Source organism: Malonomonas rubra DSM 5091 (assembly GCF_900142125.1).
GTDB lineage: Bacteria > Desulfobacterota > Desulfuromonadia > Desulfuromonadales > Geopsychrobacteraceae > Malonomonas > Malonomonas rubra.
Genome location: NZ_FQZT01000005.1, coordinates 114,322 through 139,808 on the forward strand (window position 1 = coordinate 114,322; position 25,487 = coordinate 139,808).

General features: G+C 51.3%; 24 protein-coding genes. 13 read left to right on the forward strand and 11 right to left on the reverse strand.

Annotated elements, in window-relative coordinates; genetic code table 11:
• The first annotated feature begins 80 nt into the window (after window positions 1-80).
• Window positions 81-971 (forward strand): HNH endonuclease, encoded by an 891-nt coding sequence (locus BUB13_RS08605; RefSeq protein ID WP_161947633.1) that lies wholly within the window; start codon window positions 81-83, stop codon window positions 969-971.
• Window positions 972-994: 23 nt separating this feature from the next.
• Complete coding sequence (locus tag BUB13_RS08610) at window positions 995-1,495, forward strand: SMI1/KNR4 family protein (RefSeq protein WP_072907918.1); 501 nt, start codon at window positions 995-997, stop codon at window positions 1,493-1,495.
• Window positions 1,496-1,716: 221 nt separating this feature from the next.
• Here BUB13_RS08610 and BUB13_RS08615 read toward each other — a convergent pair whose 3' ends face one another.
• The 8 genes from BUB13_RS08615 to BUB13_RS08650 all read right to left on the reverse strand — a co-directional run bounded on the left by BUB13_RS08615 (window position 1,717) and on the right by BUB13_RS08650 (window position 7,458).
• On the reverse strand, window positions 1,717-3,009 hold the full coding sequence (locus BUB13_RS08615; protein WP_139249338.1) for a hypothetical protein: 1,293 nt from the start codon (window positions 3,007-3,009) through the stop codon (window positions 1,717-1,719).
• Window positions 3,010-3,082: 73 nt separating this feature from the next.
• Window positions 3,083-3,367: a hypothetical protein gene (locus BUB13_RS08620; RefSeq protein ID WP_072907921.1), complete on the reverse strand. Its 285-nt coding sequence runs from the start codon at window positions 3,365-3,367 to the stop codon at window positions 3,083-3,085.
• A 539-nt stretch (window positions 3,368-3,906) separates the two neighbouring features.
• A complete protein-coding gene (locus BUB13_RS08625) occupies window positions 3,907-4,260 on the reverse strand; it encodes a hypothetical protein (protein ID WP_072907923.1) in 354 nt (117 codons plus the stop codon).
• A complete protein-coding gene (locus tag BUB13_RS08630) occupies window positions 4,257-4,847 on the reverse strand; it encodes a DUF6915 family protein (RefSeq protein WP_072907925.1) in 591 nt (196 codons plus the stop codon). The genes BUB13_RS08625 and BUB13_RS08630 overlap by 4 nt, the downstream gene beginning before the upstream one ends.
• Entirely contained in the window at window positions 4,844-5,605 is a 762-nt protein-coding gene (locus BUB13_RS08635; RefSeq protein WP_072907927.1) for a metallophosphoesterase, read from the reverse strand. Before BUB13_RS08635 ends, BUB13_RS08630 begins: the two co-directional genes overlap by 4 nt.
• A 16-nt stretch (window positions 5,606-5,621) precedes the next feature.
• Window positions 5,622-6,248 carry a DUF6915 family protein gene (locus BUB13_RS08640; RefSeq protein ID WP_072907929.1) on the reverse strand — a complete coding sequence of 209 codons (627 nt, stop codon included), beginning with the start codon at window positions 6,246-6,248 and terminating at the stop codon, window positions 5,622-5,624.
• Complete coding sequence (locus BUB13_RS08645) at window positions 6,245-6,961, reverse strand: metallophosphoesterase family protein (RefSeq protein WP_072907931.1); 717 nt, start codon at window positions 6,959-6,961, stop codon at window positions 6,245-6,247. Before BUB13_RS08645 ends, BUB13_RS08640 begins: the two co-directional genes overlap by 4 nt.
• Window positions 6,958-7,458 carry a hypothetical protein gene (locus BUB13_RS08650; protein WP_072907933.1) on the reverse strand — a complete coding sequence of 167 codons (501 nt, stop codon included), beginning with the start codon at window positions 7,456-7,458 and terminating at the stop codon, window positions 6,958-6,960. The genes BUB13_RS08645 and BUB13_RS08650 overlap by 4 nt, the downstream gene beginning before the upstream one ends.
• A 551-nt stretch (window positions 7,459-8,009) precedes the next feature.
• Here BUB13_RS08650 and BUB13_RS08655 point away from each other — a divergent pair.
• Window positions 8,010-9,473 (forward strand): hypothetical protein, encoded by a 1,464-nt coding sequence (locus BUB13_RS08655; protein WP_161947634.1) that lies wholly within the window; start codon window positions 8,010-8,012, stop codon window positions 9,471-9,473.
• 184 nt (window positions 9,474-9,657) lie between these two features.
• Here the strand turns inward: BUB13_RS08655 and BUB13_RS08660 are convergent, their stop codons facing one another.
• Window positions 9,658-10,533 (reverse strand): YifB family Mg chelatase-like AAA ATPase, encoded by an 876-nt coding sequence (locus tag BUB13_RS08660; protein WP_072907936.1) that lies wholly within the window; start codon window positions 10,531-10,533, stop codon window positions 9,658-9,660.
• Window positions 10,534-10,616: 83 nt separating this feature from the next.
• Complete coding sequence (gene trxB / locus BUB13_RS08665) at window positions 10,617-11,552, reverse strand: thioredoxin-disulfide reductase (RefSeq protein ID WP_072907939.1); 936 nt, start codon at window positions 11,550-11,552, stop codon at window positions 10,617-10,619.
• A gap of 138 nt (window positions 11,553-11,690) precedes the next feature.
• Between trxB and BUB13_RS08670 the strand changes: the two genes are divergently transcribed.
• From BUB13_RS08670 to BUB13_RS08690, 5 genes are all read left to right on the forward strand, one after another.
• Window positions 11,691-12,044, forward strand: a complete 354-nt coding sequence (locus tag BUB13_RS08670) for a hypothetical protein (RefSeq protein WP_072907941.1) — start codon at window positions 11,691-11,693, stop codon at window positions 12,042-12,044.
• Window positions 12,045-12,047: 3 nt separating this feature from the next.
• Complete coding sequence (locus tag BUB13_RS08675; protein WP_072907943.1) at window positions 12,048-13,376, forward strand: MFS transporter; 1,329 nt, start codon at window positions 12,048-12,050, stop codon at window positions 13,374-13,376.
• A 211-nt stretch (window positions 13,377-13,587) separates the two neighbouring features.
• A complete protein-coding gene (locus BUB13_RS08680) occupies window positions 13,588-14,862 on the forward strand; it encodes an HDOD domain-containing protein (RefSeq protein ID WP_072907945.1) in 1,275 nt (424 codons plus the stop codon).
• Between the two features lie 2 nt (window positions 14,863-14,864).
• Window positions 14,865-17,468: an ATP-binding protein gene (locus BUB13_RS08685; protein ID WP_072907947.1), complete on the forward strand. Its 2,604-nt coding sequence runs from the start codon at window positions 14,865-14,867 to the stop codon at window positions 17,466-17,468.
• A gap of 33 nt (window positions 17,469-17,501) precedes the next feature.
• Window positions 17,502-17,900 (forward strand): response regulator, encoded by a 399-nt coding sequence (locus BUB13_RS08690; RefSeq protein WP_072907949.1) that lies wholly within the window; start codon window positions 17,502-17,504, stop codon window positions 17,898-17,900.
• An 8-nt stretch (window positions 17,901-17,908) separates the two neighbouring features.
• Here BUB13_RS08690 and BUB13_RS08695 read toward each other — a convergent pair whose 3' ends face one another.
• On the reverse strand, window positions 17,909-18,697 hold the full coding sequence (locus BUB13_RS08695) for a carbon-nitrogen family hydrolase (protein WP_072907951.1): 789 nt from the start codon (window positions 18,695-18,697) through the stop codon (window positions 17,909-17,911).
• A 270-nt stretch (window positions 18,698-18,967) separates the two neighbouring features.
• Here BUB13_RS08695 and nhaD point away from each other — a divergent pair, with 270 nt between their 5' ends.
• From nhaD to dnaK, 5 genes are all read left to right on the forward strand, one after another.
• The gene (gene nhaD, locus BUB13_RS08700) at window positions 18,968-20,413 is read left to right on the forward strand and encodes a sodium:proton antiporter NhaD (protein ID WP_072907953.1); all 1,446 of its coding nucleotides are present in this window, start codon (window positions 18,968-18,970) and stop codon (window positions 20,411-20,413) included.
• 56 nt (window positions 20,414-20,469) lie between these two features.
• Window positions 20,470-21,606 (forward strand): radical SAM family heme chaperone HemW, encoded by a 1,137-nt coding sequence (gene hemW / locus BUB13_RS08705; protein ID WP_072907955.1) that lies wholly within the window; start codon window positions 20,470-20,472, stop codon window positions 21,604-21,606.
• 192 nt (window positions 21,607-21,798) lie between these two features.
• Window positions 21,799-22,839 (forward strand): heat-inducible transcriptional repressor HrcA, encoded by a 1,041-nt coding sequence (gene hrcA / locus BUB13_RS08710; RefSeq protein WP_072907957.1) that lies wholly within the window; start codon window positions 21,799-21,801, stop codon window positions 22,837-22,839.
• 21 nt (window positions 22,840-22,860) lie between these two features.
• Window positions 22,861-23,487 (forward strand): nucleotide exchange factor GrpE, encoded by a 627-nt coding sequence (gene grpE / locus BUB13_RS08715; RefSeq protein ID WP_072907959.1) that lies wholly within the window; start codon window positions 22,861-22,863, stop codon window positions 23,485-23,487.
• A gap of 42 nt (window positions 23,488-23,529) precedes the next feature.
• Window positions 23,530-25,437 carry a molecular chaperone DnaK gene (gene dnaK, locus BUB13_RS08720; protein WP_072907961.1) on the forward strand — a complete coding sequence of 636 codons (1,908 nt, stop codon included), beginning with the start codon at window positions 23,530-23,532 and terminating at the stop codon, window positions 25,435-25,437.
• The last annotated feature ends 50 nt before the right edge of the window (window positions 25,438-25,487 follow it).

Genomic DNA, 25,487 nt, shown 5'->3' on the forward strand with positions numbered 1-25,487 from the left:
TACTAATGTATCAAACTGAAAAAGGGGGGTGGTCTTTTGAGACCAACCCTCTTCTTCAGTTGTTTGTTTGGAGAGGGAAAATGAAAGCTATAAAATTCTATTTACGCGCTGTTGCCTTGTTGCTGATGTTGGTGTTGCCAGCACAGGCCGCTGATGTAATTACCTTTTACCACACGGACCCGATAGGGACCCCGTTGGCAATAAGCGATTCCAGCGGAAAGAAGGTGTGGGGGGCGGATTACAAACCGTTTGGTGAAGAGTACAGCATCAACGGCACACAAAAGAGCGATAAACGTTTTGCTGGAAAGGAAAAAGACACCGAGACAGGACTCAATTATTTCGTTGCGCGTTACATGGCAGTCGAACCAGGAAGATTCCTGGCGGTTGAACCGGTTCGAGGAGTGGATGAGTTTTCTGGGCAGATCAATGCTTTGCTGATTGCTTCTCCGCAAGCAATGAATGTTTATGCGTATTCTTTGAATAACCCTTACAAATATGTGGATTCAGACGGTAATAGTCCTCTTATTTCTGATGGCCCACAGCATTCTGTTCATAAATGGAATGCTGGAATCATAAGGCAAGGGGCAGGGGGCACACAAAGTGGCAATTTGAATGCAAATGCTTCAAGGTTGCCAGGTTTGCAGAAGGTAAACGGAAGAACTCCAATTAACTCTAAATATGCGGGAAAAACGCACCCTTCAGGGGTCCGTTTCAAAGAAACGGGGTATCCTGATTTCAAGCCATATGCTAAAGCAGAAGTAAAAATAAGAAATTTAACTGGTGATGTTAAAAGAGACAGTGCCATGGCGAATAAAGCCATTGGCCGAAGCCAAACTCCCAAGGACCATACTTGGCATCATGTGGAAGATGGTATAACAATGCAATTAGTGCCTAGGAAAATTCACCAGAGCGTACGCCACACAGGTGGTTCGGCTGTTCTTAGGGAAATCAATAAAAATATGAAGCCTTAGTGTTAAGGCCAGGGGCATTTACTGTGAATATTGCAATTGAAAAAGTTTTTCCCGAGTTGAGTGATTCAGAAGTCCATAAATTCGAAAATATTTATGGTGTGGACTTTCCCAGAGAGTATAAAGCTTTTGTTAAGTCCTATGGTGGCTCTGTCCCCGAAGCAAATATTTTTGATATTCCAACGATAGAAAGTTTTTCAGGTATTGAAAGATTTTTAGGACTAAATGAGCTGGTTGAGCAAAAATTGATTTTTAGCGGAAGGTTACCTGAGGGCCTTTGGCCCGTAGCTTTTGCAGATGGTGGAAATTTAATTTTTATTTCCGTCGATAACAGTAGTCCGGGGATTTACTATTTTGACCATGAGCTAGAAGAAGACCCCCCTTCCGCTGGATGCCTTTTTTTTATTTCGAATAGTTTTAGTGATTTTATAGAGTGCCTAAGACCCTTCGATCTTAACAATATAGGCCAAGAAGAGCCTGATATTATTAGTGTCTGGGTTGATCCTAGCCTTGATGATGAGGACTGATGGTGTGGGACAATTTACAACTATCCTTTAGATCTCTAGGATCATCATGAACCCTCTCTCGAATAGCTTTTTTCAACAGAACTAAGACCATGTAACGTTATCGGTCTGAATTATATCGGGGATATTTGTTTGGTTATCCATTTTCGGGGGAAAGTACCTGATATCTGGAGTGAGAAATTGCTGTAAGATCTCATATTATCTCCTCGACACTTTAAGGGAGGTTATGCAAAGATTTTGCTGAGCCATGCAATGAAAATTACATATCCCAAAAGTGACATTAATATGATGAGTGCACTTAGGCTTTGCTGCCTAAATGCGAACATTATTTTTACAGCCCCCCTTATCACTGACCATTCTCTTGGTTCAATCACGCTAAACCATATTAGAGCAGAAAGGATTAAACCGGCAACAACTCCAATGGTTTCTATGGTATGGGAAATCATATGCGATGTCATGAATAATAAAAAGCCAGAGGTTTCTTCAGGCGGTTTAATTCTGGCCACTTGAGAAAGGCCTATTGTTGACAAAATTAGACCTATGCCCCCTACTAACCAATTTAGAATAGATTCTTTCTCTGCCGAACTTGAAAGTGATTTTCTTTTATTTGTCTGCTGTGCTGCCAATATGGCACTTTCAAGAATTTCCATATCTATTTCAGGGTGGATGGTTTTCTCAGTTTCTTTTTTTGAAATTTTTAGAAAGTACTTGAGGTATGGGATTAAGCCCATGGAATCATTGAATATTTTTTCAGAATTGCATTTTTTGTACAATAGAAGCTTCCTGAGAAGCTCTATAGTTGTTTCACACCTCCAGCTATAGTCATCATTTCCATCAAAAGGGTATAATCTTACAATATTATCATCTGTACTTTCATGGTGAATGTGATGATGAGAAATGTCCCTAAGGAAAAAAAACATTTGTGACGTTATGTAATGTATGTCACTTTGTCGTTCCTTTGGGTTGTTTGGCAGATTGATTGCGTCCACAGAGGTTCCATGATTGGCTGTCGCTGAGTATGTTAAAGTAGCTACGCCGCTTCTTCTTAGTTCGAAATCAATAACAAAGCTTGAAAAACTTTTTATTTTTTCTTGTAGTAAGTTGTAATCCTCATCAAAATATTGTTTTATGCAGCCAGAAGAGTATTCTTCCAATTTTTCCTGAGCTTTTTTTACTAATTTCTCTGCAGGCCCTCTCCACATAGATTTTCTGTGAAAAAGGTAAATAGTACCCTGCATTCTTGCACTGCTCTTTTCGTACTTTATTGGTCTTTTGGCTAAACAAAGGAACCAAAAAGTACTGTCTAGACCAAATATCTTTTTTGTTAGGATCTGCTTAAGAGGGAGGACTACATCAGAGAGTTCTCTTTTTTGATATGTGATAACATACCTAAAATTATTGTCATGGACGTTTGACGATATTGAATCTGGGTTTTGGCATGCACCAAAGTTTGAAAAAGATAAACCGCCTCCTGAACAAGTAGGTATCCAGCCCTTAAAGCTTAAAGTTGTATACATTCTTCTGTCCTAGCATAAAAAAGCCCGCTACAAAGTAGCGGGCTTTCGTTTACCCTGGTGTCTAAATATAGGATTAGTCTACAATGATTTTGTTTATAGCTTCTTCAGAAAAGCTGCTCTGCCGGACAAGTCTATTGTTGCTATCTATGGCCATTCCCTGCTTTATTCTATAGTCAGGGCGGGTATTGATGCCTACAGACCCTTTTATTACTTTAAAGGGAGACTTTTCACATAAGCCCCTATTGTGCTTGAATGAGGCACTGTCTGCACTGAGCATTTTGATGCCAATCTTTAGTAGAAAGGTCAATGTTGGCAAGGCCAAAAGAATTATGACAGCGTTTAAAAAATCAGTAGCCATGGAATGTGATCCCCATAAAAAGGATATTTAGTGGTTCATTGTAATGGAAGCACAATATATTGTGGTGTCAAGTTTTTACACTCACCTGTCTAACATGAGGCAGGCCCGTTGGTCAACAAAAAAGCCAGATAAACAAGGGGTTAGGGGCGAGAGCGAAAGGCATAGCGTTTTTGCTTATTTTGCCTCTATAGCAAGATTTTATGTGTCATTTGATGCCCCTCAATGCCCTAGCATCATCAGGCGATGCTGCTGGTGGTCTGGCAGAGGAAGGGCGTAATTTTCAGACTTCTCGTTAGCCAGCATTTTTTCGAGAGTTCTCACCATGATTATTACTTCTTTTCCAATGTCTTCAATGTTCCGAAAACTCACGATAAACTGTGCAGCAAACCATGGAGAAGGAAAAGGATAGACGGTTATACTCAGGTTACAACAAGCCGAGTATAACTATTCCGGCAGCACTGCTCGCGGCAGGGTGAGCACGATAAACTAACAAACGGACAACACGATAAACTAGAAATGACACGGACAAAAAAGGTTATCTATTCCGCAAAGTCAGTGCAGCGGGTCTGACACCATCCACGGCTGTTGCCCTGCTGCGTACCAGGGCGACCGCATTTGTCGCAGATCACCCCTGATAGCAGCTGGGCAAACTGGATCGCCCCGGCCTGATAATCGTTGCACTCACCATCGATATCGAAGCGCATCCCGCCGAACTTTTCTTTGATTTGGAAGCAAGCAATTTGCGGATCTCCACACTGATCGGCAGAGTGCTGCAGGAAGTTGCAAAGCTGATAGACCAGATCAAACCAACCATCATCGATCATGATCGCCGGTTCGCCCGGAAAGAGTTTCGGGAATTCTTGAACTAACTTGTTTTCAATCTCAATCCTCATGGTTCCTTCTTTCCTGTCGAAACAAACTCTTCCAAGCTTGTCCAGATCGCCAGCACAGAGCAATGGCAATGCTCAACGCCAAGCCCTATTGCATGGCCGATAAACACATTCATTTTCTGGCAGTTTGCCTTTGTCGGTCTGGGGATCTCAAACAATGCGGAAAAGCCCCAATGCTCGTCATGCTGGACGATCTCCCCTACATGGTCTGCCAGCTGGTACAGCTGTTCGACCTGGCTTTTGCTGGTCGAGCGCACCAAGACTTGACGATTAAAAACAGGGGACATCTCTTTGATTTTATCTTGGATCATCTGATCTTCTTCGTCAGTGGTAGGGTAATAGTATTTTTCCAGATCACCCGGTGACTCTGCGACAAACCCAAAATCCAATTCAATGTGTTGCTCGGCTGGGCCTCGCGCTGCCTCTCCAAACACGGCAACAACAAGCTCGATGCCCTGCCGGTGGTGCAGAATGACCCTGTGCGACATTGATCGCGTCAGGTCAAAATACTGATCGAGAAAGCGATGGACTTCCGGCCACGACTCACCGAACTTTTCAAAGCAGGCTTTTTCGTACTGTTGTTGGTTCAAATCAAAAGCTCCAAAAACGGCTCAAAGCCGGGAACGGTCTCTTTCGCATAACCTGCTGAATTCATCACAACTTCAGTATTGCCGATTTCAAATCGGGTGGCTGTGTGGCTATGGCCGCAAATCCAATATTTGGCACCGCTCTGCTCGACCAGGCTATCCAAATCGCTTGCAAAGCCAGCACTGACCAAATCCTTTGTATAGCTCGGATGGATGCACTTTGACGATGGGCCGTGGTGCGTCACGACAACCAGTTTCTTTCCTTTGTGAATTTGAAATTGCTCCTGCAGCCATGATTTATGCTTTTGGTGCAGGCTCTGCGTTGCCAAGGTGCTGAGCATCCGCCGTGTACCTGGATCAAGTTTGATAACGTGATAATCCCTCAACCATTTTCCAACTAAAAAACGGCACTCTGGCTCTTTTTCTGGGCCGAACAATTCAAAATCAGTCCATAGCGTGCATCCAAGAAAAACAACGCCCTGAAGCTCAACGGAGTCGCATTGTAGAAAGTGGATTCCGTACTCTTTGCAGTCTTCGCGCAGCAGTTCATCCTCTTTTTTTAAAGCCGATCCGTAGTACTCATGATTGCCGGGAACATAAATAATTTCTGCGTTACCGAATATACGCCGCAACTCTTCCGGCCCCTTGGTTTTAACATGCATATCGCCTGCAGCAACGACAACATCAGGATTGCCACGATAGGTTGCCAGAGGTTTCCAAGAGCTTTCGATGTGCAAATCTGCAATGGGGAAAATCTTCATTTTTAACGTTTGTCTCTCACAATGGTTCTTTGCGCCCCTCAAAAACGAAAAGTTCCAGATTTGTCCAAGTTGCCAAAACCGAGCATTGATAATAATCCGCACCATGCTTTATTGCTTGAGTGATGAACTCGTTTGCTTCCCGACAGTTTTCTTTTGTCGGTCGTGGGATGTCAAAGTAAGCGGCGAAGCCCCAGTTATCACCACACTGGATGATTTCCCCGGTGTAGTTCGCATGTTTGAGCAAGGTCTCGATCACAGCGTTGTCAGTCGAACGCACCAAAACCATCTTGTTGAAAAACTCCTCCGGTTCTGACCTCCAATCATCGGGCAAACCAAAAAGAGCTTTTATCTGCTCTTTGACCAGCCGCTCTTCTTCCCAACTCGTCGGACAAAAATATTTATCCATATCCGCAGGGCCGTCAGGAATAAAGCCAAAGTCTAATTCAACGTGTTGCTCGGCTGGCCCTCTCGCTGCTTCCCCAAACTTTTCAACTACCAACTCAATGCCTTTACGATGGTGCAGGATGACCCGGTGCGTCATGCTGCGAGCCAAATCAAAGTACTGATCGAGGAAAGCATGCACTTCCGGCCACGGCTGGCCGAATTTTTCCTGACAAGCTTTTTCATGCTGCTCTTGATTCATGGTTTAGCCTGCCAAACCTGACCAGAGAGCACATCCATCGCTGTCAGCGGTCCATCGTAGGCCGCACCGGTATCGAGCATAATTAAATCATCAGCAATGAGCGGGGCACCATCAGGGCATGGTGTGTGCCCGATAATGACCGTTTTTCCTGACGGGGATGCTTCTAGGTCTCGATCCCAAAGCAGCGTATATTGCTGCTGTTCAAGAGGTAAGAGCGGATTGATACCGGCATGAACAAAAACAAAGTGCTCATGCTCAAAACACATCTGCGTTTGCTCCAGAAACTCGATATGATCTGACGGAATCTCTCCCAACAAGGTAAAGCCTGGAAAGTCCATCACCAGTTCAGCACCATAACTTTTTAAAGTTTGCTCACCGCCATTAAGCTTAAACATGGTGGCATCACTATATCTGCTGATCTCTTTAACCCATTTCGGTGACACATCAGACAGCCGTTCTCCTATACGGATACCGCAATCTATGAGGGCATCCAGAAACATCTGTTCATGGTTGCCGCGCAGAAAAATGGTCTGCGGGTAGAAAAGCTTGAAATCAATCAGGTCATCAATCACGCCTTTTGAATCTGGGCCTCGATCAATATAGTCACCCAAAAACACAATCAGATCCAGATCAGTCGGCTCGATCTGACTAAGTAGATCATCCAGCATGATCCGTTGGCCGTGAATATCTCCGATAGCGATTAGTCTGTTCATAATCGATCCTCGATCAACTTTTTCAGTTCATCCCAACTGACCGGTCGCAGATCCCACTGATCAACCCCAACATTGATATATCGCGGATCGTCCAACGATTTTGAGTGCAAGTGTCCGTGGAAATTGAAAGCAAATCTATGGAACTGTTGTGGATGGATCGGCAAGTGTGTGAGCAGTGCAACGCCCTTGAAAAAGACAGATCCATGGAGTTTCGCAAACAACTGCAGATAGTCTTGGCTGTCAAGAATGTCGTGATTGCCCAAGATCAATTTCTTGTAGCCGTTTAGCCTCCGAGCGGAATTAAAACCCTGGCGCTGAAATGAAACATCACCCAAATGCCAAACCGTGTCGCCCGGACGGACAACACTATTCCATCGCTCGATCAGATGTTCGTCATGTTCTTCGATGCTGGAAAAACGGCCACGTGTTTCCGGCTCGTATTCCAGGATCTTTGCATGCCCTAAATGGGTGTCTGCGGTAAAAAAGATATCAGCCATGTAGATATGGTAAACTACGAAACAGATTTGCGCTAGCCCTTAAGGTGTTGTTTTTGTTAGACAAAACATCCGACAAGTCTCGCTTTTGGGGGAACTGGATAATAATATTCAGGTTCTGGTAAGAGGCCATCGATATTCTGTTGGCTTAAAGTGGGCTTTTTTGTGAAAAACGGGGGGGGGGAGTATGTTAGGGCTATCGATTGAAATAATAGTTGAGGAAATTCCTACTTACATTAAAGAGGTTGTTTGGAGAAGAGACGGAGGGTTGTGCAGGCAGTGCTTGTCTGGAGGGCTTTTAGAGTTTTGCTTTGTTGAGCCGAGAGTAAGGGGGCGGAGATTGGAAGTAAAAAATATCTGTCTCTTATGCCATGAATGTATTGAGGGGTAGAAATGTTTGGGAAAGCAAGCTAGTGCAATTCAAAAGAAAAGGTCCAGCCAAGCGGAGGGGGTAGCGAGGCTGGACCTTTTAGTTCGGAGTTTGTTCCCCTCCTGAACCGAAGAGTATTCTAGTCGAATAGCCTGCTAAAGTAAAGGATCTGGGAGTTGAAATGATGAGCGGGGGTAAAGCAAGCCTAGACAGCGGCGAGTTTCTATTTCGCTTTAGGAGTGCCGAGGCACTTTTGGGTGACGACTTTGAAAATGGAGGATTTCAGGAACTTGAGAAACAGACAATTTATTTTGCTCGACCAGAGTCCCTTAACGATCCCATGGAGGGCTTAAGCGACACATTCTGGGATGGTGATCAAGTACTGTGGGAAAATCTTTTCCGGCACTATGCGCTCTCATTGATCTGGTATTGTGGCACATGGCTGATTTTGGAGCCTCATAAGATTGGTCAAGCCAAAGTGAGTGCATGGCTCACTGAAAAAGACCTTCCCACTAGCTCCTTTCGAGCACTCTACCGTGATTTCTGTTCAGCCTTCTGTGCCGAAATTGAGAGTACAGAACTTGCGGGCCTGCTTGCTAGTCAGTCAGTACCGTTACGTCGCGAACGTTTCACAGCCCTATTGTTTCATGTTCATCAAGCAGCATTGTCCCAATTGTTTCGCTTGCTCAAGGAAAATAATCTCAGCAAGTTTGAATTACCTATTGAAAGACACTGTGAGAACACTGCGAAGGCGATGGTAAGCTGTTGGGGAGAGATTCCTTTCAGGCCTCCAGCTGTCGACATACCGGTCGAGGATTACCTGGAGGACATGGCGAGTATTGGCAATAGGGTCAGCCGCCAACTTGAGCTAGGAATGCTTACCCGAAGTGATAATATCGCTTGGGCTCAAAAGACAATAGCGCTCATCGTGCGATTTCCTGAGATGTATGTCGATGCATTTCTCCAAGACTTGCATTTTGCCCCATGGCGAGTTGCATGCTTTAGCCGTAACTGTGTGAACGCCTCTATGTGGGGGACCTATGGCTCCGAACATCGGGGCGCAGCGTTGATTTTTCGGACTAAGCAGCGTGGAGATAAACGCTTTTTTCGTGTTAATGGGATGACAGGGACAGGTGCCCAGGGAATTGAGCTTGATGTGCATTCGATCAAATATCGCAAACAGCCCCCACCACTTGATTGTTTCCTAGAAATGGGAATGTTGCCAATGGGGAAACTAGTAGACACGTGGATGAAATCTGTATCAGGGGCAACCAGCGTACGTTTACGCGAAGTGACTGACGACATTGAGTCTTGGCGCACAAAGCACTGGAGGAATGGCCTTGAGCGTGCGACTTGGAAGCACACTGATTGGAAGCACGAGGACGAACAACGTCTGATTGCTTCAACCGCGCTTACCAATGACCCGGCACCAGAGCCACTAAACTATAACTTCTCCCAGCTTGAGGGCATTGTTTTTGGTATGCGCATGAGTAGTGAGGATAAAATGAGAATTTCGAATTTGATCGAAAAAAAGTGTCGTGCTGAGGGGCGCAGGGATTTTCGATTTTTTCAAGCCTACTACTCACCATCGAAAGGCGAAATGTGTCTAGCTGAACTTGGGTTGCTCAAATTTGGCATTGCTGACTGAGTAAGGGCCTAGCCGTTGGTTCGGCAATGCAAACCATCTTTTTTGAGAGCCAAGTCAGGGGTAGTGTCTCTTGAAGCAGTTCATTTTGCTTTCTTTTCAATTTGGGGGAATAGCAGGAGAGATGTATAGGTTGTAGCACTAACTTCTGAAACCTGTAGCAAGAACTATTGTGTTGTAGCATTAACTATTGAAACCGACAGCTGCCCCCCCCGATCAGTCCCGCATCAGAAATGGTGTGGTGTGGGCTGCGATAGGGCCGCTGGTCGACCAGCCCGTGACTGCGGCCTAACAGCCCGGCGACCGAGTGAACCTTTGTTGTTTCCAGGGCTTCCTCGAAGGAGAGCTGGGGCAGAATCGATGGCAGGCGGCGGGCGAGCATGGTTTTGCCACAACCGGGAGGGCCGCTTAACAGGACGTTGTGAGCACCAGCAGCTGCAACCTCCAATGCGCGTTTGACATGTTCCTGGCCGCGCACTTCGGCAAAATCTTCACAATCGGTCGGGGTTTCACAGCTTTTCTGCTCGTCGCAACTATAGGGTGGCAGTTGCTTTTCGCCGTTGAGCAGAGCGACGACTTCACCCAGATCCTGCACAGCGTAAACTGGTGGACCGTTGACCACAGCCCCTTCAGCCGCGTTGCCGGCAGGCAGAATCAGGGCTCGATCATTCCAATTGCGAGCGGCGACAGCGATCGGCAGGACGCCACGCACCGGTTTCACACGGCCATCAAGCGAGAGCTCACCGAGCAGGATAAAACGATCGAGCTGCTCTTCATCGATCAGCCCGCAGGCACTGAGCAGGCCGACTGCGATGGGAAGATCGAATGCGGCACCGTCTTTGCGGATATCGGCTGGAGCCAGGTTGATGGTAATGCGGCGGGCGGGAAAATCGTAACCGGAATTTTTGATCGCCGATTTGACGCGGTCTTTACTCTCTTTGACCGCGCCTTCCGGCAACCCGACGGTAGAAAATTGCGGCAGTCCCTGGGCGATATCGACCTCTACCTCGACCGGGTAGGCGTCGATACCGATCAAGGCACCGGACGTGACTCGTGCTAACATCTGTCCCCCTCCTGAACAGATGAAAGGGCTCAAAGCGAGCCCTTTGCATCAATTTTTAATGTTTAGCATAGCATGTTCTTGCGCTATTGGTGCGCCAGATCGTCAATATGTTTTTCTGCCATAATCGCAGCGACGGCGCCATCGCCGACAGCAGTGGACACCTGCTTCAGCACCGTGGTGCGGCAATCGCCGGCGGCGTAGATCCCCGGCACGTTGGTCTGGGTGTCCTCGCCCGACTTGATGTAGCCATCTTCGGTGAGGTCGAGAAGGTCTTTGACAAAACCAGTGGTCGGGGTGACGCCGATGGCGACGAACATGCCCTTGATTTCGATCTCTTTGCTCTCGTCGGTTTTGACATTACGCAGCACAGCAGCGGACAGGCCGCCGTCATCCGATTTCAACTCTTCGACGACAGAATCCCAGACCATCTCGATCTTTTCGTTCTCTTCGATCCGTGTGCGTAGAATCTTGGTGGCACGCAACTCGTCGCGCCGGTGCACCATGTAGACCTTGCTGGCGAAACGGGTCAGGAACAGGGCTTCTTCGGCGGCAGTGTCGCCGCCGCCGATAACGGCAATCGGCAGGTCGCGGAAGAAAGCACCGTCGCAGGTGGCACAGTAAGAAACGCCGCGGCCGACCAGACCTTGTTCGTTATTCAGGCCGAGCTTGCGCGGGATAACGCCGGTGGCAACGATGACGGCCTTGCAGGTTTTTTCCTCGCCGTCGACGATCAGGGTCTTATGATCACCGTTGTCGATGATTTTTTCCACTGCACCGTAGCCGGTTTCAAGACCGAATTCGACACAATGCTCCTGGAATTTCATCATCAGCTCAGGACCCTCGATGCCGCCGGGATAACCGGGCCAGTTTTCGACCAGCGTCGTGGTCATCATCTGCCCGCCCATGATCATCTTTTCCAGCATCAGCGATTTCAGCATGGCGCGAGAGGCGTACAGTCCTGCGGTCATGCCTGCTGGACCGCCGCCGATGATAATGACGTCGTAATCTGTTGCACTCATTTTGAGCTCCTTGGAGGTAATATATTCAAAGTTTCGTATTCTTGCACATTGAGGTGAAAAAGTGCAACCGTTAGCCGGGTGTTGAGTTTGTCCATTGGCAGGAGTACACTTGCCGGGTTGATTCGGTTTGGAGATGAGATGTTCAAGTTGCTGAAACTCTTTGGCTGGATGCTTTTTTTTCTGATTGCGGTGGTTGCTTTCGACCAGTTTCTGCTGCGGGTGCCCCTCGATTATCCGGGACTCAAACCGGCGCAAACCTTTTATGTCGATTTTCGCAGCCGCCTGCTGGATCTTGTCCTGCCGGAAAAAAGCACGCCGTTAAAAGCTGAATCGATCGAACAGGTGATCGAGCAGAATACCAGGCCTGCCCAGCAAACGACAAAGCCGCAACGTTACCTTTATGTTGATAAGTCGGGCGTGCTGCAGTTTGCTGACAGCTTGCAACAGGTGCCGGTGCAGTACCGGGAAAGCGCGCAACCGCTGGCGGATTAAAAAATGATCAAGGCATTGAAAAAAAACCTGCTTGGGGTCCTCTCAGGCGACGACAATCTCGACCGGGCCTGCAGCTCGATTCCAGCGGAAGCCTGCAAAGAGGTAAGCTGGAACCTGCGTGCCAACGTCTGTAACGGTGCTGCTTCGAAGCTGGCGGAACAGATTGCCGGGCCGAACCTGATCTTGCCCTGGCTGTTCCAGATACTCGGTGCTCCGGTCTGGATGTTCGGTTTTCTGCTGCCGATCAAGCAAAGCTTCTCGCTCCTGCCGCAGATGGTGGTGGCCGGGCAGATTCGCCGTCTAGCGGTGCGTAAGTGGGTCTGGGTCGGCTCCGGCTTGGTGCAGATGCTTTGTCTGCTACTGATGATTCCGGCGGCGCTCTGGTTTTCACCAACCGCTGCCGGTATCAGCTTGCTCCTATTGCTGGTCGTCTTCAGCAGTGCCAGCGGAACAGCTTCGGTTGCTTTTCAGGATGTTCTCGGCAAAACCGTTGGTAAAGGTCATCGCGGCAAGCTGCTCGCTCAACGCGCTTTTATCGGCGGTATCCTGACGACTCTGGCCGGGTTTATGCTCAACCGTGTGCAGGGTGATGCGCAGGGGCTCACGCCGGTTCTGTACCTGCTGTTTTTCGCTGCCCTGCTCTGGGCCCTGGCGGCTTTGTGCTTCGGCCTGATCCGCGAAACGCCGGGAGCTGTCAGCGGTGGGCGCAACGCTATTGCCGAGGCGCGCGAAGGCATCGGTTTTTATCGTCAATACCCCGGTTTCCGTCGATTTCTAACCGCCCGCGGGCTGCTGCTGACTGTCGAATTGGCGACCCCTTTCTTTGTTTTGCACGCCGGGCAACAGTTGCAGTTGAAGGTGCAGGATGTCGGCATGCTGGTTGTCGCCGTCGGTTTTTCCCAACTGATCAGCAGTCCTTTTTGGGGTAAAATGGCCGACAGCACCAGTCGGCAGGTGATGCTACGTTCAGTACAGATTGCCGCTGCAGCTACTTTTCTTGCGCTGCTGCTGACGATCATTCCTTTCTACCCTCTGCGCTACGCTGCCTACCTGCTGGTTTTTGTTCTTATCGGCCTGGCCGAATCAGGAGTCAGGTTGGGGCGTAAAACCTACCTTGTCGATGCTGTTCCGCAGGACGAACGGGCAACCTATACGGCATTCAGCAACAGCACCATCGGCCTGCTGGCAGTTGCCAGTGGTTTGGCGGGGTTGGTTGCCCAGTGGTTCGGTCCAACCTGGATGCTGGTTTGTCTGCTGCTGCTGATGCTGGTGGCGATCCGTGCCTGTCGACTGATGCCGGAAGCAGAAACAATGCTTGATTCCACCGAGTAGCTGTCCCGTTCAACTTTTCGTTTCAATAAATTCGTATTTAGTAAATCTCTTTTTTCGTTCGAGAGTAGCCTGATTTACCATGTTTTCGCCAAGCAACTGGTTTGACAAGGGCATATGATTGGACTATTCTAAGAAACTATGCTCTGCTGCCTGATCAAGACAGGCAAAACCCTGAAAAAAGCCTGCTCTGGCAGGGGAAAACATATTTCTTATGGCAATAGTCTCGATTGATAATCTGGCTGCGGGAATGGTCCTCGCCAGCGACCTGAAAGGGAGCGGTGGTCGTATGCTGCTGCCAGCCGGGGTGGAATTGCAGGACAACCATTTAAAAACCTTGAAAGCCTGGGGGGTGGCAGAGGTTGATGTTGTGCTGGAGGGGACAGAGTTCGAAGACGTTGCAGCGGACTCTGAAGCGTCGGAAGAGCTGCGCGCACAAGCGCTGGATTATCTACACCCCTTCTTTGCCAGCACCGATCCGAAGCAGGAAGCAATCGCCCAGCTACAGCAGATCGCTGCAAAGAGTCTTGCCCGCTCGCTGGCCAAGGGGAAAGATCTGCCGGTGCTGCCCTGGCTTGAGGCGGAAATCCAGGAACCTTCAGAGTTAGCGGCCGATTTCTGGCAGCGGCAACCGAAGCAACCGGAGACGTTACTGCGCGGCAAAATCGAGTTGGCGTCTCTGCCCGATGTTTATGCCCAGATTGTCGAAGTGATGAATTCGCCGCGCAGTTCCGCGTCCGATCTTGCCGAGATGGTCAGCAAAGACACCAGCCTTTCCAGCCGAATGTTGAAACTGGTCAACAGTGCTTTCTACGGATTCCCTTCGCGAATCGATTCAATTGCCCGCGCCGTCACCCTGATCGGCACCAGCGAACTGACCACCATGGCTCTCGGCATCTCAGTGGTTAACGCCTTTAAAGATATTCCATCGAACTTGATGAGCATGGAAGGTTTCTGGCGGCACTCGATTGCCTGTGGCGTTTTTGCGCGGTTGTTAGCCGGGCACAAGGTCGGTGTTTCCAGCGAACAGATGTTTATTGGTGGTTTGCTGCATGATATCGGTCGCATGGTGATGCTTAAACAGATTCCCCAAGCTTATGCGGAAGTGATCAAACAGGCCCGCTTGGGACAGGAAGCCCTGGTGACTGCCGAGAGACGAATCCTTGGTTACGACCACACGGAAGTCGGTGGGCTGCTCTGCCAGGAGTGGCGTTTCACCAAGGCGCTGGAAGAGATGATCCGATTTCATCATCTGCCGGGCGCAGGGCGTTACGGCCTGGGCTGTTGCATGATCCACCTGGCCGATATTCTGGCCAAAGTTCACTTTGTGGGCCAATCCGAATGCGGGTGCGTCATGATCTCGCCGTTGCAGCCGAGAGCCTGGGCCGCACTTGGCATCTCGGCTGATGTGCTGCCACAGATTTTCAGCCAGGCTGAGAGTCAGATCGAGGATGTCGTGACCTTGTTCCTGGGGGCGGACGAAGACTAGCTATGGCAAAGGATACGTCCAAAGCAACATATGCAGAGTTGGAAGAGCAGGTTCGTTTCCTGACTGAGGAACGACGCTTTGCCGTTAATGCTCTGCAGATGGCGGCCAGTCTCGGGCATTTCGAGTCGGGCGGAAAGGTATTGGACGATCCGCAGGATATTATGCGCGAAACAGCCGACAAGCTGGAAACCCTGATCGGCTTTCAGGCGCTCAGTTTCTGGCTGTTGGACGAAGCCAGTTTCAGCTTCGTCCCGAAATATAGCCGGCCGGAGCAGAAGAATGATCTTTTAGCGGAAGAGGTTGATCAGCTGATTGAAAATCAGCGCTTTGCCTGGGCCTTGCAACGCAGTCAGGCTTCAATTGTCGACACTGCTGATGGTAGTGGGCAGCTGCTTCTGCATCCGCTGGTCAGCTCGACGGGAGCACGTGGCATGTTCGTTGGCCTGCTGGAGCAGGCACAGCCAGAACTGTCCGATTCGTTGTCGATGTTGCTGACCATCGTCCTGGTGTCCTGCTCTGAAACATTGGAAAGCTGTGCTTTGAACCACCAGCTGGGGGATGTCAACCGTGACCTGCAGGAGAATGTGGCCAAGCTGGAAACCTCTGAGCGTGAGCTGATGCAGCATCGCCAGCATCTGGAGGAACTGGTCAGTCAGCGCACCGCCGAGCTGGAAAAAGCAAAAATCCAGGCAGAGGCCGCGAGTCAGGCAAAAAGTGAATTTCTTGCCAATATGAGCCACGAAATCCGCACGCCGATGAACGGGGTTATCGGCATGGCGAACCTGCTGCTCGACAGCCCACTGAATGGCGATCAGAATAATTATGCCCAGACGATCCAGAACAGCGCCGTTGCCCTGCTCGACATCATCAACGATATTCTCGATTTTTCCAAGATCGAGGCGGGTAAACTGGAGCTCGATCTGCAGGAGTTCGACCTCTGCCGCTTGCTGGAAGAGACCTGTGAGCCGCTGGCGATGCAGGCCGCCGCGAAAGGGATCGAGTTTTGCTACATGATCGAGCCGCATGTTCCGTTGCAGTTGATCGGTGATTCCGGACGGCTGCGGCAGATTCTGATCAACCTGACCGGTAATGCGATCAAGTTCACTCATGCGGGTGAAGTTGTCGTCAGCGTAGATCTGGAACGCCAGGGCGAAAAAGCGGTTGAGCTGAAAATTTCTGTGTGCGATACCGGTATCGGCCTTTCGCTGGATCAGCAGGCGCAAATTTTTGATCCATTTGTACAGGCCGACGGTAGCAGCCAGCGGGCGCTTGGCGGCACCGGACTGGGATTATCGATCACGCGAAAACTGGCAGAGTTGATGGGGGGCCGGCTCGGCGTCCAGAGCGAGGAAGGAGCCGGGTCGACTTTTTGGGCGACACTGACGTTCGAGCTGGGCAGCGGGGTGGACGATGAGAGTTGTGCAGCTCTCTCCAACTTGCGCCTGTTGCTGATCAATCCTTACCTGTCCAGTCGTCGTCGAGTTTGCAGCCTGCTGGAACGGGCAAAGATCTCTTTTGATGAGGTTTCCGGACTGGCGGTTCTGCCGGAGAATAGCGCGGGTTCCTGGGATGCTTTACTGCTTGATAGCCGCGAACTTGAATCGGCATCCCCCGAGTTGAGGACGCAGCTTAAACAATGGCTGGAGGCGACCTCTCTGCCACTGCTTCTGCTGGTGCCCTGGGATGGGGCCGAGGCTGAGCTGTTGCAGCGTTATCCCTGTGTGTCGGCTTGTTTGCGTCGTCCGGTGCGGCATCAGCTGCTGTTCGATAAGCTGCGTTTGTTTTGCCTTGGTCAAAAAGCAGCGGGATCCGAGGAGCGTTCGCGGGTGGATGGCCTGGAGGTGGCTTCCGTGGGCACAAGACGGTTGCTGCTTGTTGAAGACAACATGGTTAACCAGAAGGTTGCTATGGGGTTGTTGAAAAAACTCGGCCTGCAGGCCGATCTGGCAGAAAACGGCGAAGCCGCTTTGCTCAAGTTACAAAAGCAGGATTATGACCTGGTGCTGATGGATTGCCAGATGCCAGTTATGGACGGTTACCAGGCGACCCGGGCGATCCGGGCCACTGATTCGCCGGTGAAAAATCCGCAGGTTCCGGTTATTGCCCTGACTGCAAACGCACTGCAGGGAGATCGGGAAAAATGCCTGGCTGCGGGGATGAATGATCATGTCGCCAAGCCGATTGATCCCCACGCCCTTGCCGAGGCACTGCGGCGCTGGTTGCCAGAAAATCCGCTTTCCTCGGAGCCACAGGAGGTGCCTTCGCCGACGAGCGGGGCTGAGGTCTTTGACCGCAAGGAGTTGCTTGATCGTTTGCTGGGTGATGAAGATCTGGTAGAAATAATTTTGGCCGGGGCCCTCGAAGACCTGCCGAAACGGATCGCCTCGCTGGAGCAGGGGCTGGCACAGAAGGATGCGCCACTGGTGCGGAACCAGGCGCATGCTATTAAAGGGGCGGCAGCCAATATCAGTGCACCTGCAGTGAAAGCTGTTGCCTCTCTGTTGGAGAAGGCGGGCGAAGCGCAAGACCTGCTGACAGCTGCCGATCTGCTGGTTGATCTGCAGCGAGAGTTTGCCCGATTGCGGGAGCTACTGAAGAGGCTGTAGAGGCCATCTTCTGATTTTTACTGGGAGTGAAGAATGAAAGCTCTGATCGTGGATGATGAGTTCACCAGTCAATTGATTTTGCAGAAGCTGCTGATGGAGCATGGCGAGACCCGGGTTGTGTCGACCGGAAAAGAGGCAATCGACGCTTTCTCTGAGGCGTTGATGCTGGGCGATCGATTCGACCTGATCTGCCTTGACATTATGATGCCCGATATCGACGGTCAGCATGTTCTCAAAGAAATTCGTGCGCTGGAAGATATCGAGGGCTTGCACGGTGATGACGCGGCGAAAGTGATCATGATCTCCTCATTGAACGACAAAAAGAACATCATGGAGGCGTTCAAGTCGCAGTGCGAAGCCTACCTGGTGAAGCCGATCGATGGGGAGAAGCTGTATGAACACCTGGAAACATTCGGAATGATTTTAAAATAGGCACTCCATTACGGAGTGCCATAAATGTCGGCGCGGCGGTCAGCGAGAATATTGATCTGCTTGCGGTAGCTTTCCATCTCGCTGAAGTCGAAATCGGCAACCAGTTCGGCGTTCTCTTCTTCAGCGATCTTCAGGATATTGCCGAGCGGTGAGATCAGCTGGCTGAGGCCGAAGAAGTCGAGTTTGCCCTGCACGCCACAGCAGTTGGCAGCGATGACGAAGAGCTGGTTTTCGATGGCGCGGGCCCGCAGCAGGGTTTTCCAGTGTTCCTGGCGCGGTTTCGGCCATTCGGCAGGAAGGCAGATGATCTCTGCTCCTTCCAGAGCCAGTTTGCGGAACAGTTCGGGAAAGCGTAGGTCGTAACAGATGGCGATTCCCAGCCGTCCTATGGAAGTTTCCGCCACAATTGCCTGATTGCCAGGGCCGAGAAACTGGTCTTCGCGCATGGTGGAGAAGAGGTGCAGTTTGCGGTAGCTGCCGACCAGTTCGCCTTTATCGATAACGTATGCCGTGTTGTAGATCGTGCCGTTGTCAAGCTCCGGCAGGCTACCAACAGTGACCAGATTAAGTTTGCGGCACTCTTCCTGCATTTCAGAAAGCACGCGCGGGGTCTCTTCCGCCAGTTGGGCGAGGTTGCGATAGTCGTATCCGCAGCTCCACATTTCGGGCAGGACAGCCAGTTTTGCTCCCTGCTTGGCGATGCGTTGTAACGCGGCAAAAGCGGTGTCGAGGTTGGCGTCGATGTAGCCGAGAGAAATGTTGAACTGGATGGCGGCAGCACGAATCGATTTACTCATAAACGGACCTCTTTAAATATAGAACAACGTTATCGTTTTGAATAAAGACATGTATTTTATTAGTAAAAAACTTAACTATTATAATAGGATTCAGTGTTTTGTTGTTGTTGCAATCTGTTCCTGTTTTGCTTGACACCCAATTGCCAGAAATGGTAAAAATCATTTTCTTTTAATTTATAACTCAAATGTAACGCTATAATTTTTGTTTGCAGATTTGCCGGTTGTCGGCAGCTCTGCAGGAACGACTCTCACAAAAAAGAAGGTGACCCGTTGAAGAATCTACTCTTTCTCCCTGCATTGTTGCTGGCTGCGACTCCTGCGTTCGCCAGTGGTCCCGGCGTCGACATGACCAGCACCGGACTCGGTATCTTTGCCCTGATTCTGTTTGTTGCTGCCTACACGATGGTTATTTTCGAAGAACAGCTGCATATGCGCAAGAGCAAACCGGTTATTTTTGCCGCCGGTGTTATCTGGGTGCTGGTTGCCATCGCCTATGCTGGGATCGGCGACACCCACACCCCGCACGACGCGATCAAGCACAACCTGATCGAGTATGCTGAGCTGTTCCTGTTCCTGCTGGCAGCGATGACCTACATCAACGCCATGGACGAGCGGAATGTTTTCCAGGCTCTGCGCGGCTGGCTGGTCAGCCGTGGCTTCACCTTGCGGACCATCTTCTGGGTGACCGGCGTCCTCTCTTTCTTCATCTCTCCGCTGGCCGATAACCTGACCACTGCTCTTTTGATGGGCGCGGTGGCGATGGCGGTCGGTGGTAGCAATACCAAGTTTATGGTCGTTGCCTGTATCAATATTGTTGTTGCCGCCAATGCCGGTGGTGCGTTCTCGCCGTTCGGCGATATTACCACGTTGATGGTCTGGCAGAAGGGGAAAGTTGAGTTTGTTGAGTTCTTCGCCATCTTTATCCCGTCGTTGATCAACTGGCTGATTCCGGCCGCGATTATGTCTCTGGCGATCAAGAAAGAGCGCCCGGAGGCGATGGAAGTCGCTATCAAGATGAAGCTGGGTGCCAAACGGATCATCGTCCTGTTCCTTTGCACTATTACAACAGCTGTTTCCTTCCATAACTTTCTCCATTTGCCGCCAGCAACCGGCATGATGCTCGGTCTGGGCTATCTTGGTTTCTTCAGCTACTGGTTGAAGAAGACCGAACACCGACTGGGTACTGGTGACCAGCCGCTCGATATGACCGGCCACAACCCGGATCAGCATTGTGAAATACCTGAGGACCACCCTGTTCATGGCCATGGTCCCGGCTTCGACCTGTTCCGCAAAATTGCCCGTGCCGAGTGGGATACCCTGCTGTTCTTCTACGGCGTTATTCTCTGCGTTGGTGGTCTTGGCCAGTTCGGTTATCTGGCGGCGACCTCGGCGTTTATGTATCACGACCTCGGACCAACCACGGCTAACGTCCTGGTTGGTATCCTCTCGGCGATCGTTGACAATATCCCGGTCATGTTTGCCGTTCTGACCATGGATCCGGTGATGAGCCACGGGCAGTGGTTGTTGGTTACCCTGACCGCCGGGGTTGGCGGTAGCATGCTGTCGATCGGTTCGGCGGCCGGTGTCGCGCTGATGGGAACCGCACGCGGTATCTACACCTTCGGTAACCACCTCAAGTGGGCCTGGGCGATCGCACTCGGTTATGCCGCCAGTATCGTCGCGCACCTGTTTATCAACGCCAAATATTTCCATTGATCGTTCGTTTCTGTTAAAGGAGAAAGGGCGGAGCTTCGGCTCCGCCCTTTTTGCGTATGAGCAGCTTTTACCTGCATATCCCTTTTTGCCAGAGCAAATGTGATTACTGCGATTTCTACTCGCAGCCACTCGGTAGCCAGAAAGAGTTGCAGGATTATGTCGACCTGTTGCTGCTAGAAGTCGACCTGCTGGCCCATAAGTGGCCGGGCCGTGGCCCTCTTGAGACGATTTTTTTCGGAGGCGGTACGCCTTCGTTATTGTCGTCGCAGCAAGTCGGTTCGATTCTGCGCCGGCTGGAAGCGGCCTTCGGCTTGGCTGCGTCCTGTGAGATATCACTGGAGGCCAATCCAGGGACCGTTGATTACGACAAGCTGAGAGGGTACCGGCAGGCGGGGGTGAATCGTCTCTCTCTCGGCGTGCAGACGCTGGATGATCATCAGTTGCACCAACTCGGCCGTATTCATTCAGCGTCACAGGCGCGCCAGGCTGTTACTGCTGCCCGCCAAGCCGGCTTTGACAATCTCAGCCTTGATCTGATTTTCGCCCTGACGAACCAGGATTTGCTGCAACTGGAAGCTGATGTTGCCGGATTGCTGGCCATGCAGCCGGAGCATCTGGCGCTTTACGGTCTCAGCTTCGAACCGGGCACGCCGCTGCAGCAGAGATTGCAGCAGGGGGTTGTCAGTGAGCCGGATGATCAGTTCTATGCAGACAGCTACCTGTTGATTGATCGTCTGCTGAACGAGGCTGGTTTCGAACACTACGAGATCTCCAATTTTGCCCGCCACGGATATCGCTGTCAGCATAACCAGGCCTACTGGCAGCGGCGAACCTGCCTCGCTGCTGGTTGTGGGGCGCATAGCTTCATCGCTGATGGCTATGGAGAAAGATGGCTGAATCCGCCCTCTTTGAGCAATTACTGCCGCAGGCTGAAGTCGGGCGGCTTGCCACTGGAGCTGCTGGAGACGTTTGATCGAGATGCGGCCATGGCTGAATATGTCTACTTGGGGCTGCGTACGGCTAGTGGTGTATGCCGGGCAGAATTCCAGCAACGTTTCGGCACGACTGTTGACGCTGTCTTCGCTTCGGCGTTGGAGAAAAACGAAGGCTGCTTGCGGCTGCAAGAGGATCGATTTCGCTTCGATCTGCAAGGCTGGTTGATTTACGATCACCTGATCTCTGCTTTTCTTTGATATCCCATTTACGAGGTTCAGTTTTCTGCCCGCTTTTTTGCCCATTTTTGCCTGCTCTTTCCCCGCTATTCCGACTTGACAAACCTCTAGGCCATTGATAGTGTGTGTCGTTAGCACTCTTCTTTGATGAGTGCTAACAGCTTGGCGAGGCAGCCATCTTCCTGATGGCGCTTTTTTTTCGGAGTGAGGGTTATGGCTGAAGAGCTGAATGAGCGCAGCCAAAATATTCTGGAAGCGATTGTCGAGGATTATATTGCCTCGGCCGAACCAGTGGGCAGTCGGGCGATCACCAAGCGGCACAGTTTCAACCTGTCGCCTGCGTCGGTGCGTAACGTCATGTCGGATCTGGAGGACATGGGCTTTCTCTGTTCGCCGCACACTTCGGCCGGGCGGATCCCAACGGAAAAAGGCTTTCACTACTATATCGACTCGCTGCTGAAGGTGCGCCACCTGAGCAAGGACGAGGAACGGAAACTGCTGAAAAGTTACCGCTTCCAGGGCATGAAGATGGAAGATGTCATGCAGGAAGTGGGGCGGGTTATGTCCGGGCTGTCGAACTATACCGGGCTGGTGATGGCGCCAAAGTTTGCCTCAACGGTGTTCCGGCAGATCGAATTCATCCGCTTGTCGCACGGTCGTCTGCTGGTGATTTATGTTTCCGAAACCGGGCTGGTGCAGAACAAGGTGATTGAATGTCCGGACGATCTGAGTCAGCGCGAGCTGGAGCAGATCAATAATTATCTCAACCACGAACTGACCGGCCTGAACATTCATGATGTCCGGGAAAAAATTTCCAGTGAGCTCAAAGATGAGCGAAGTCGTTTCGACCAGCTGCGGCGTCAGGCGCTGAGCCTGTCGAGCAAAGCATTACAGGAAGAAGCGGACGACTTGGTTTATGTCTCCGGGACTTCGCTGATGTTGGAACAGCCGGAGTTCTCAACGCCGGAGAAGATGAAGCGGATCATTCAGGCGCTGGAGAGCAAGAAAACGTTGATCGATCTGCTCGATCGCGGTCAGGCTGCCGCTGGCGTGCAGATTTTTATCGGCAGCCAGAGCCAGTTGACCGAGTTGGAAGGTTGCAGTCTGGTGACGTCGACCTTCTCCAATCAGAAAGGCGCGATCGGCACCCTTGGTGTCATCGGCCCGATGCGCATGTCGTATTCACAGGTTATCCCGATTGTTGATTTTACCGCCCAGATGGTCAGTCGGATTCTGGAGCGGGAGATAGAGTAAGTCGTTAACAAGGAGTTGAAGGTGGGTAAAAAAGCACCGCAAGAAGAACCGGACACAGTCGAAAACACAGAGCAGGCGGAGCAGGAAGAGATTGCTGCTGAAACTGAAGAGGCAGAGCTCTCGCCAGAAGAGCAGCTGCTGGCCGAGGTGGATAAGGCACGCAGCGAAGCCAAGGCGCACCAGGAACAGTATCTGCGCACCCTGGCTGACATGGAGAATCTGCGCAAACGGACCCAGCGCGAAAAGGAAGAGCTGGCCAAGTTTGCCAATGAAAATATCCTGCGCGAAATCCTGCCGGTTATCGATAACCTTGAGCGGGCCATTGAGCACGCAGAGCAATCTGAAATGGGTGAAACCGGTGCCGGTCTGCTGGAAGGGGTGCAGATGACCCTGACCCAGTTCAGCCAGGTGCTCGATCGTTTCGGTGTCAAGCCGGTGGAATCCCTCGGACAGCCATTTGATCCCAACCTGCATCAGGCGATGGGGCAGATGGAATCCGAAGAGTACCCGGCCAACAGCGTCGCTCAGCAGATGCAGAAGGGCTATCAATTGAACGATCGCCTGCTGCGTCCGGCGATGGTCATGGTCGCCAAGGCGCCGGAAGTGAAAGAGCCGGAAGAAAACAACGAAGAGACAGACGAAAAGTAACCAGTCTGCTTATTTAAAGTATCCAACAAGGAGGATATAGAGATGGGTAAAGTTATCGGAATTGACCTGGGGACCACCAACTCCTGTGTCGCAGTTATGGAAGGTGGCGAGCCGGTTGTTATCGCCAACTCGGAAGGTTCGCGCACCACGCCGTCGATGGTTGCATTTGCTGAAAGCGGCGAGCGTCTGGTTGGCCAGCAGGCCAAACGTCAGGCCGTGACCAACCCGGAGAACACCCTGTTCGCCATCAAGCGCCTGATCGGTCGTAAGTTTAATACTCCGCCGGTGCAGAAGGATATCGAGATCAGCCCTTTTAAGATTGTCGAAGCTGACAATGGCGACGCCTGGGTTGAAGCGCGTGACAAGCAGTACAGCTCCCCGGAAATTTCGGCGATGATTCTGCAGAAGATGAAGCAGACCGCTGAGGACTATCTCGGCGAAACCGTCACCGATGCCGTTATCACCGTTCCAGCTTACTTTAACGACTCCCAGCGCCAGGCCACCAAGGATGCCGGTAAGATCTCCGGCCTCAACGTCCTGCGTATCATCAACGAGCCGACCGCCGCGTCCCTCGCTTACGGTCTCGACAAGAAGGACGAGATGACCATCGCTGTCTTTGACCTCGGTGGCGGTACCTTTGACGTTTCCATTCTCGATTTGGGCGATGGCGTCTTCGAGGTCAAGTCGACCAACGGTGATACCTTCCTCGGTGGTGAGGACTTCGACCAGAAGATCATCGATTACGTTGCCGACGAGTTCAAGAAGGATCAGGGTATCGACCTGCGTGGCGACAAGATGGCGTTGCAACGTCTGAAAGAAGCGGCTGAGAAGGCCAAGTGCGAGCTCTCCAGCTCGATGGAGACCGACGTCAACCTGCCGTTTATCACCGCTGACGCCTCCGGCCCGAAGCACCTCAACATCAAGCTCTCCCGTGCCAAGCTGGAAAGCATCTGCTCCGAGCTGATCGCCCGCCTGGTCGCTCCTTGCCAGACCGCGATGAAAGATGCTGGCCTTGCTGCCAACGAGATCAACGAAGTTATTCTGGTTGGTGGTATGACTCGCATGCCGGCTGTTCAGAACAAGGTCAAGGAAATCTTCGGCAAGGAGCCGAGCAAAGGTGTTAACCCGGACGAGGTTGTCGCTATCGGTGCTGCCATCCAGGGCGGTGTTTTGACCGGTGACGTCAAGGACGTGCTGTTGCTCGACGTGACCCCGCTCTCTCTCGGTATCGAGACCCTCGGTGGCGTCATGACCAAGCTGATCGAGAAAAACACCACCGTTCCCTGCAAGAAGAGCCAGGTGTTCTCGACCGCTGCCGACAATCAGCCGGCGGTTTCGGTGCACGTCCTGCAAGGTGAGCGCGAAATGGCCGCCGACAACAAGACCATCGGCAACTTCGAGCTGGTCGGCATTCCGGCAGCTCCGCGCGGCGTACCTCAGATCGAGGTTACCTTCGACATTGACGCCAACGGTATCCTGCACGTCGGCGCCAAGGATCTCGGCACCGGTAAAGAGCAGTCGATCCAGATCACGGCATCCTCCGGCCTCTCCGATGAAGAGATCGATCGCATGGTCAAGGACGCTGAAGCTCACGCCGGCGATGATAAGAAAAAGCGCGAGCTGATTGAGGCACGTAACCAGGCTGACGGCTTGGCTTACACCACCGAGAAATCACTCTCCGAACACAGCGAGAAGCTGGACGCTGACACCAAGAAGCAGATCGAAGACGCCCTGGCTGCGCTGAAGACTGCCATGGAAGGTGATGATCCGGATGAGATCAAAGCCAAGAGTGAGACCCTGGCTCAGGCGTCGCATAAGTTGGCCGAGATGATGTACGCTCAGGCACAGGCTGAAGGTGGCGAAGGCGAAGGTGCTGCAGATAGTGGCAGCGCTGATGACGATGTTGTTGATGCCGAGTTCGAAGACGTCGACGACAAAGACAAGAAGTAAGCATTATTGCTTGATGCGCCGCCGGCCCTTTGAAGCGGTCGGCGGCTCTC

What these genes read in the sequence shown, in the direction of transcription:
- BUB13_RS08605 (WP_161947633.1), top strand. Translation starts at nt 81, where the DNA reads ATGAAAGCTATAAAATTCTATTTACGCGCTGTTGCCTTGTTGCTGATG.
- BUB13_RS08615 (WP_139249338.1), bottom strand. Translation starts at nt 3,009, where the DNA reads ATGTATACAACTTTAAGCTTTAAGGGCTGGATACCTACTTGTTCAGGA.
- BUB13_RS08620 (WP_072907921.1), bottom strand. Translation starts at nt 3,367, where the DNA reads ATGGCTACTGATTTTTTAAACGCTGTCATAATTCTTTTGGCCTTGCCA.
- BUB13_RS08625 (WP_072907923.1), bottom strand. Translation starts at nt 4,260, where the DNA reads ATGAGGATTGAGATTGAAAACAAGTTAGTTCAAGAATTCCCGAAACTC.
- BUB13_RS08635 (WP_072907927.1), bottom strand. Translation starts at nt 5,605, where the DNA reads ATGAAGATTTTCCCCATTGCAGATTTGCACATCGAAAGCTCTTGGAAA.
- BUB13_RS08640 (WP_072907929.1), bottom strand. Translation starts at nt 6,248, where the DNA reads ATGAATCAAGAGCAGCATGAAAAAGCTTGTCAGGAAAAATTCGGCCAG.
- BUB13_RS08645 (WP_072907931.1), bottom strand. Translation starts at nt 6,961, where the DNA reads ATGAACAGACTAATCGCTATCGGAGATATTCACGGCCAACGGATCATG.
- BUB13_RS08650 (WP_072907933.1), bottom strand. Translation starts at nt 7,458, where the DNA reads ATGGCTGATATCTTTTTTACCGCAGACACCCATTTAGGGCATGCAAAG.
- BUB13_RS08655 (WP_161947634.1), top strand. Translation starts at nt 8,010, where the DNA reads ATGAGCGGGGGTAAAGCAAGCCTAGACAGCGGCGAGTTTCTATTTCGC.
- BUB13_RS08660 (WP_072907936.1), bottom strand. Translation starts at nt 10,533, where the DNA reads ATGTTAGCACGAGTCACGTCCGGTGCCTTGATCGGTATCGACGCCTAC.
- trxB (WP_072907939.1), bottom strand. Translation starts at nt 11,552, where the DNA reads ATGAGTGCAACAGATTACGACGTCATTATCATCGGCGGCGGTCCAGCA.
- BUB13_RS08670 (WP_072907941.1), top strand. Translation starts at nt 11,691, where the DNA reads ATGTTCAAGTTGCTGAAACTCTTTGGCTGGATGCTTTTTTTTCTGATT.
- BUB13_RS08675 (WP_072907943.1), top strand. Translation starts at nt 12,048, where the DNA reads ATGATCAAGGCATTGAAAAAAAACCTGCTTGGGGTCCTCTCAGGCGAC.
- BUB13_RS08680 (WP_072907945.1), top strand. Translation starts at nt 13,588, where the DNA reads ATGGCAATAGTCTCGATTGATAATCTGGCTGCGGGAATGGTCCTCGCC.
- BUB13_RS08685 (WP_072907947.1), top strand. Translation starts at nt 14,865, where the DNA reads ATGGCAAAGGATACGTCCAAAGCAACATATGCAGAGTTGGAAGAGCAG.
- BUB13_RS08690 (WP_072907949.1), top strand. Translation starts at nt 17,502, where the DNA reads ATGAAAGCTCTGATCGTGGATGATGAGTTCACCAGTCAATTGATTTTG.
- BUB13_RS08695 (WP_072907951.1), bottom strand. Translation starts at nt 18,697, where the DNA reads ATGAGTAAATCGATTCGTGCTGCCGCCATCCAGTTCAACATTTCTCTC.
- hemW (WP_072907955.1), top strand. Translation starts at nt 20,470, where the DNA reads ATGAGCAGCTTTTACCTGCATATCCCTTTTTGCCAGAGCAAATGTGAT.
- hrcA (WP_072907957.1), top strand. Translation starts at nt 21,799, where the DNA reads ATGGCTGAAGAGCTGAATGAGCGCAGCCAAAATATTCTGGAAGCGATT.
- dnaK (WP_072907961.1), top strand. Translation starts at nt 23,530, where the DNA reads ATGGGTAAAGTTATCGGAATTGACCTGGGGACCACCAACTCCTGTGTC.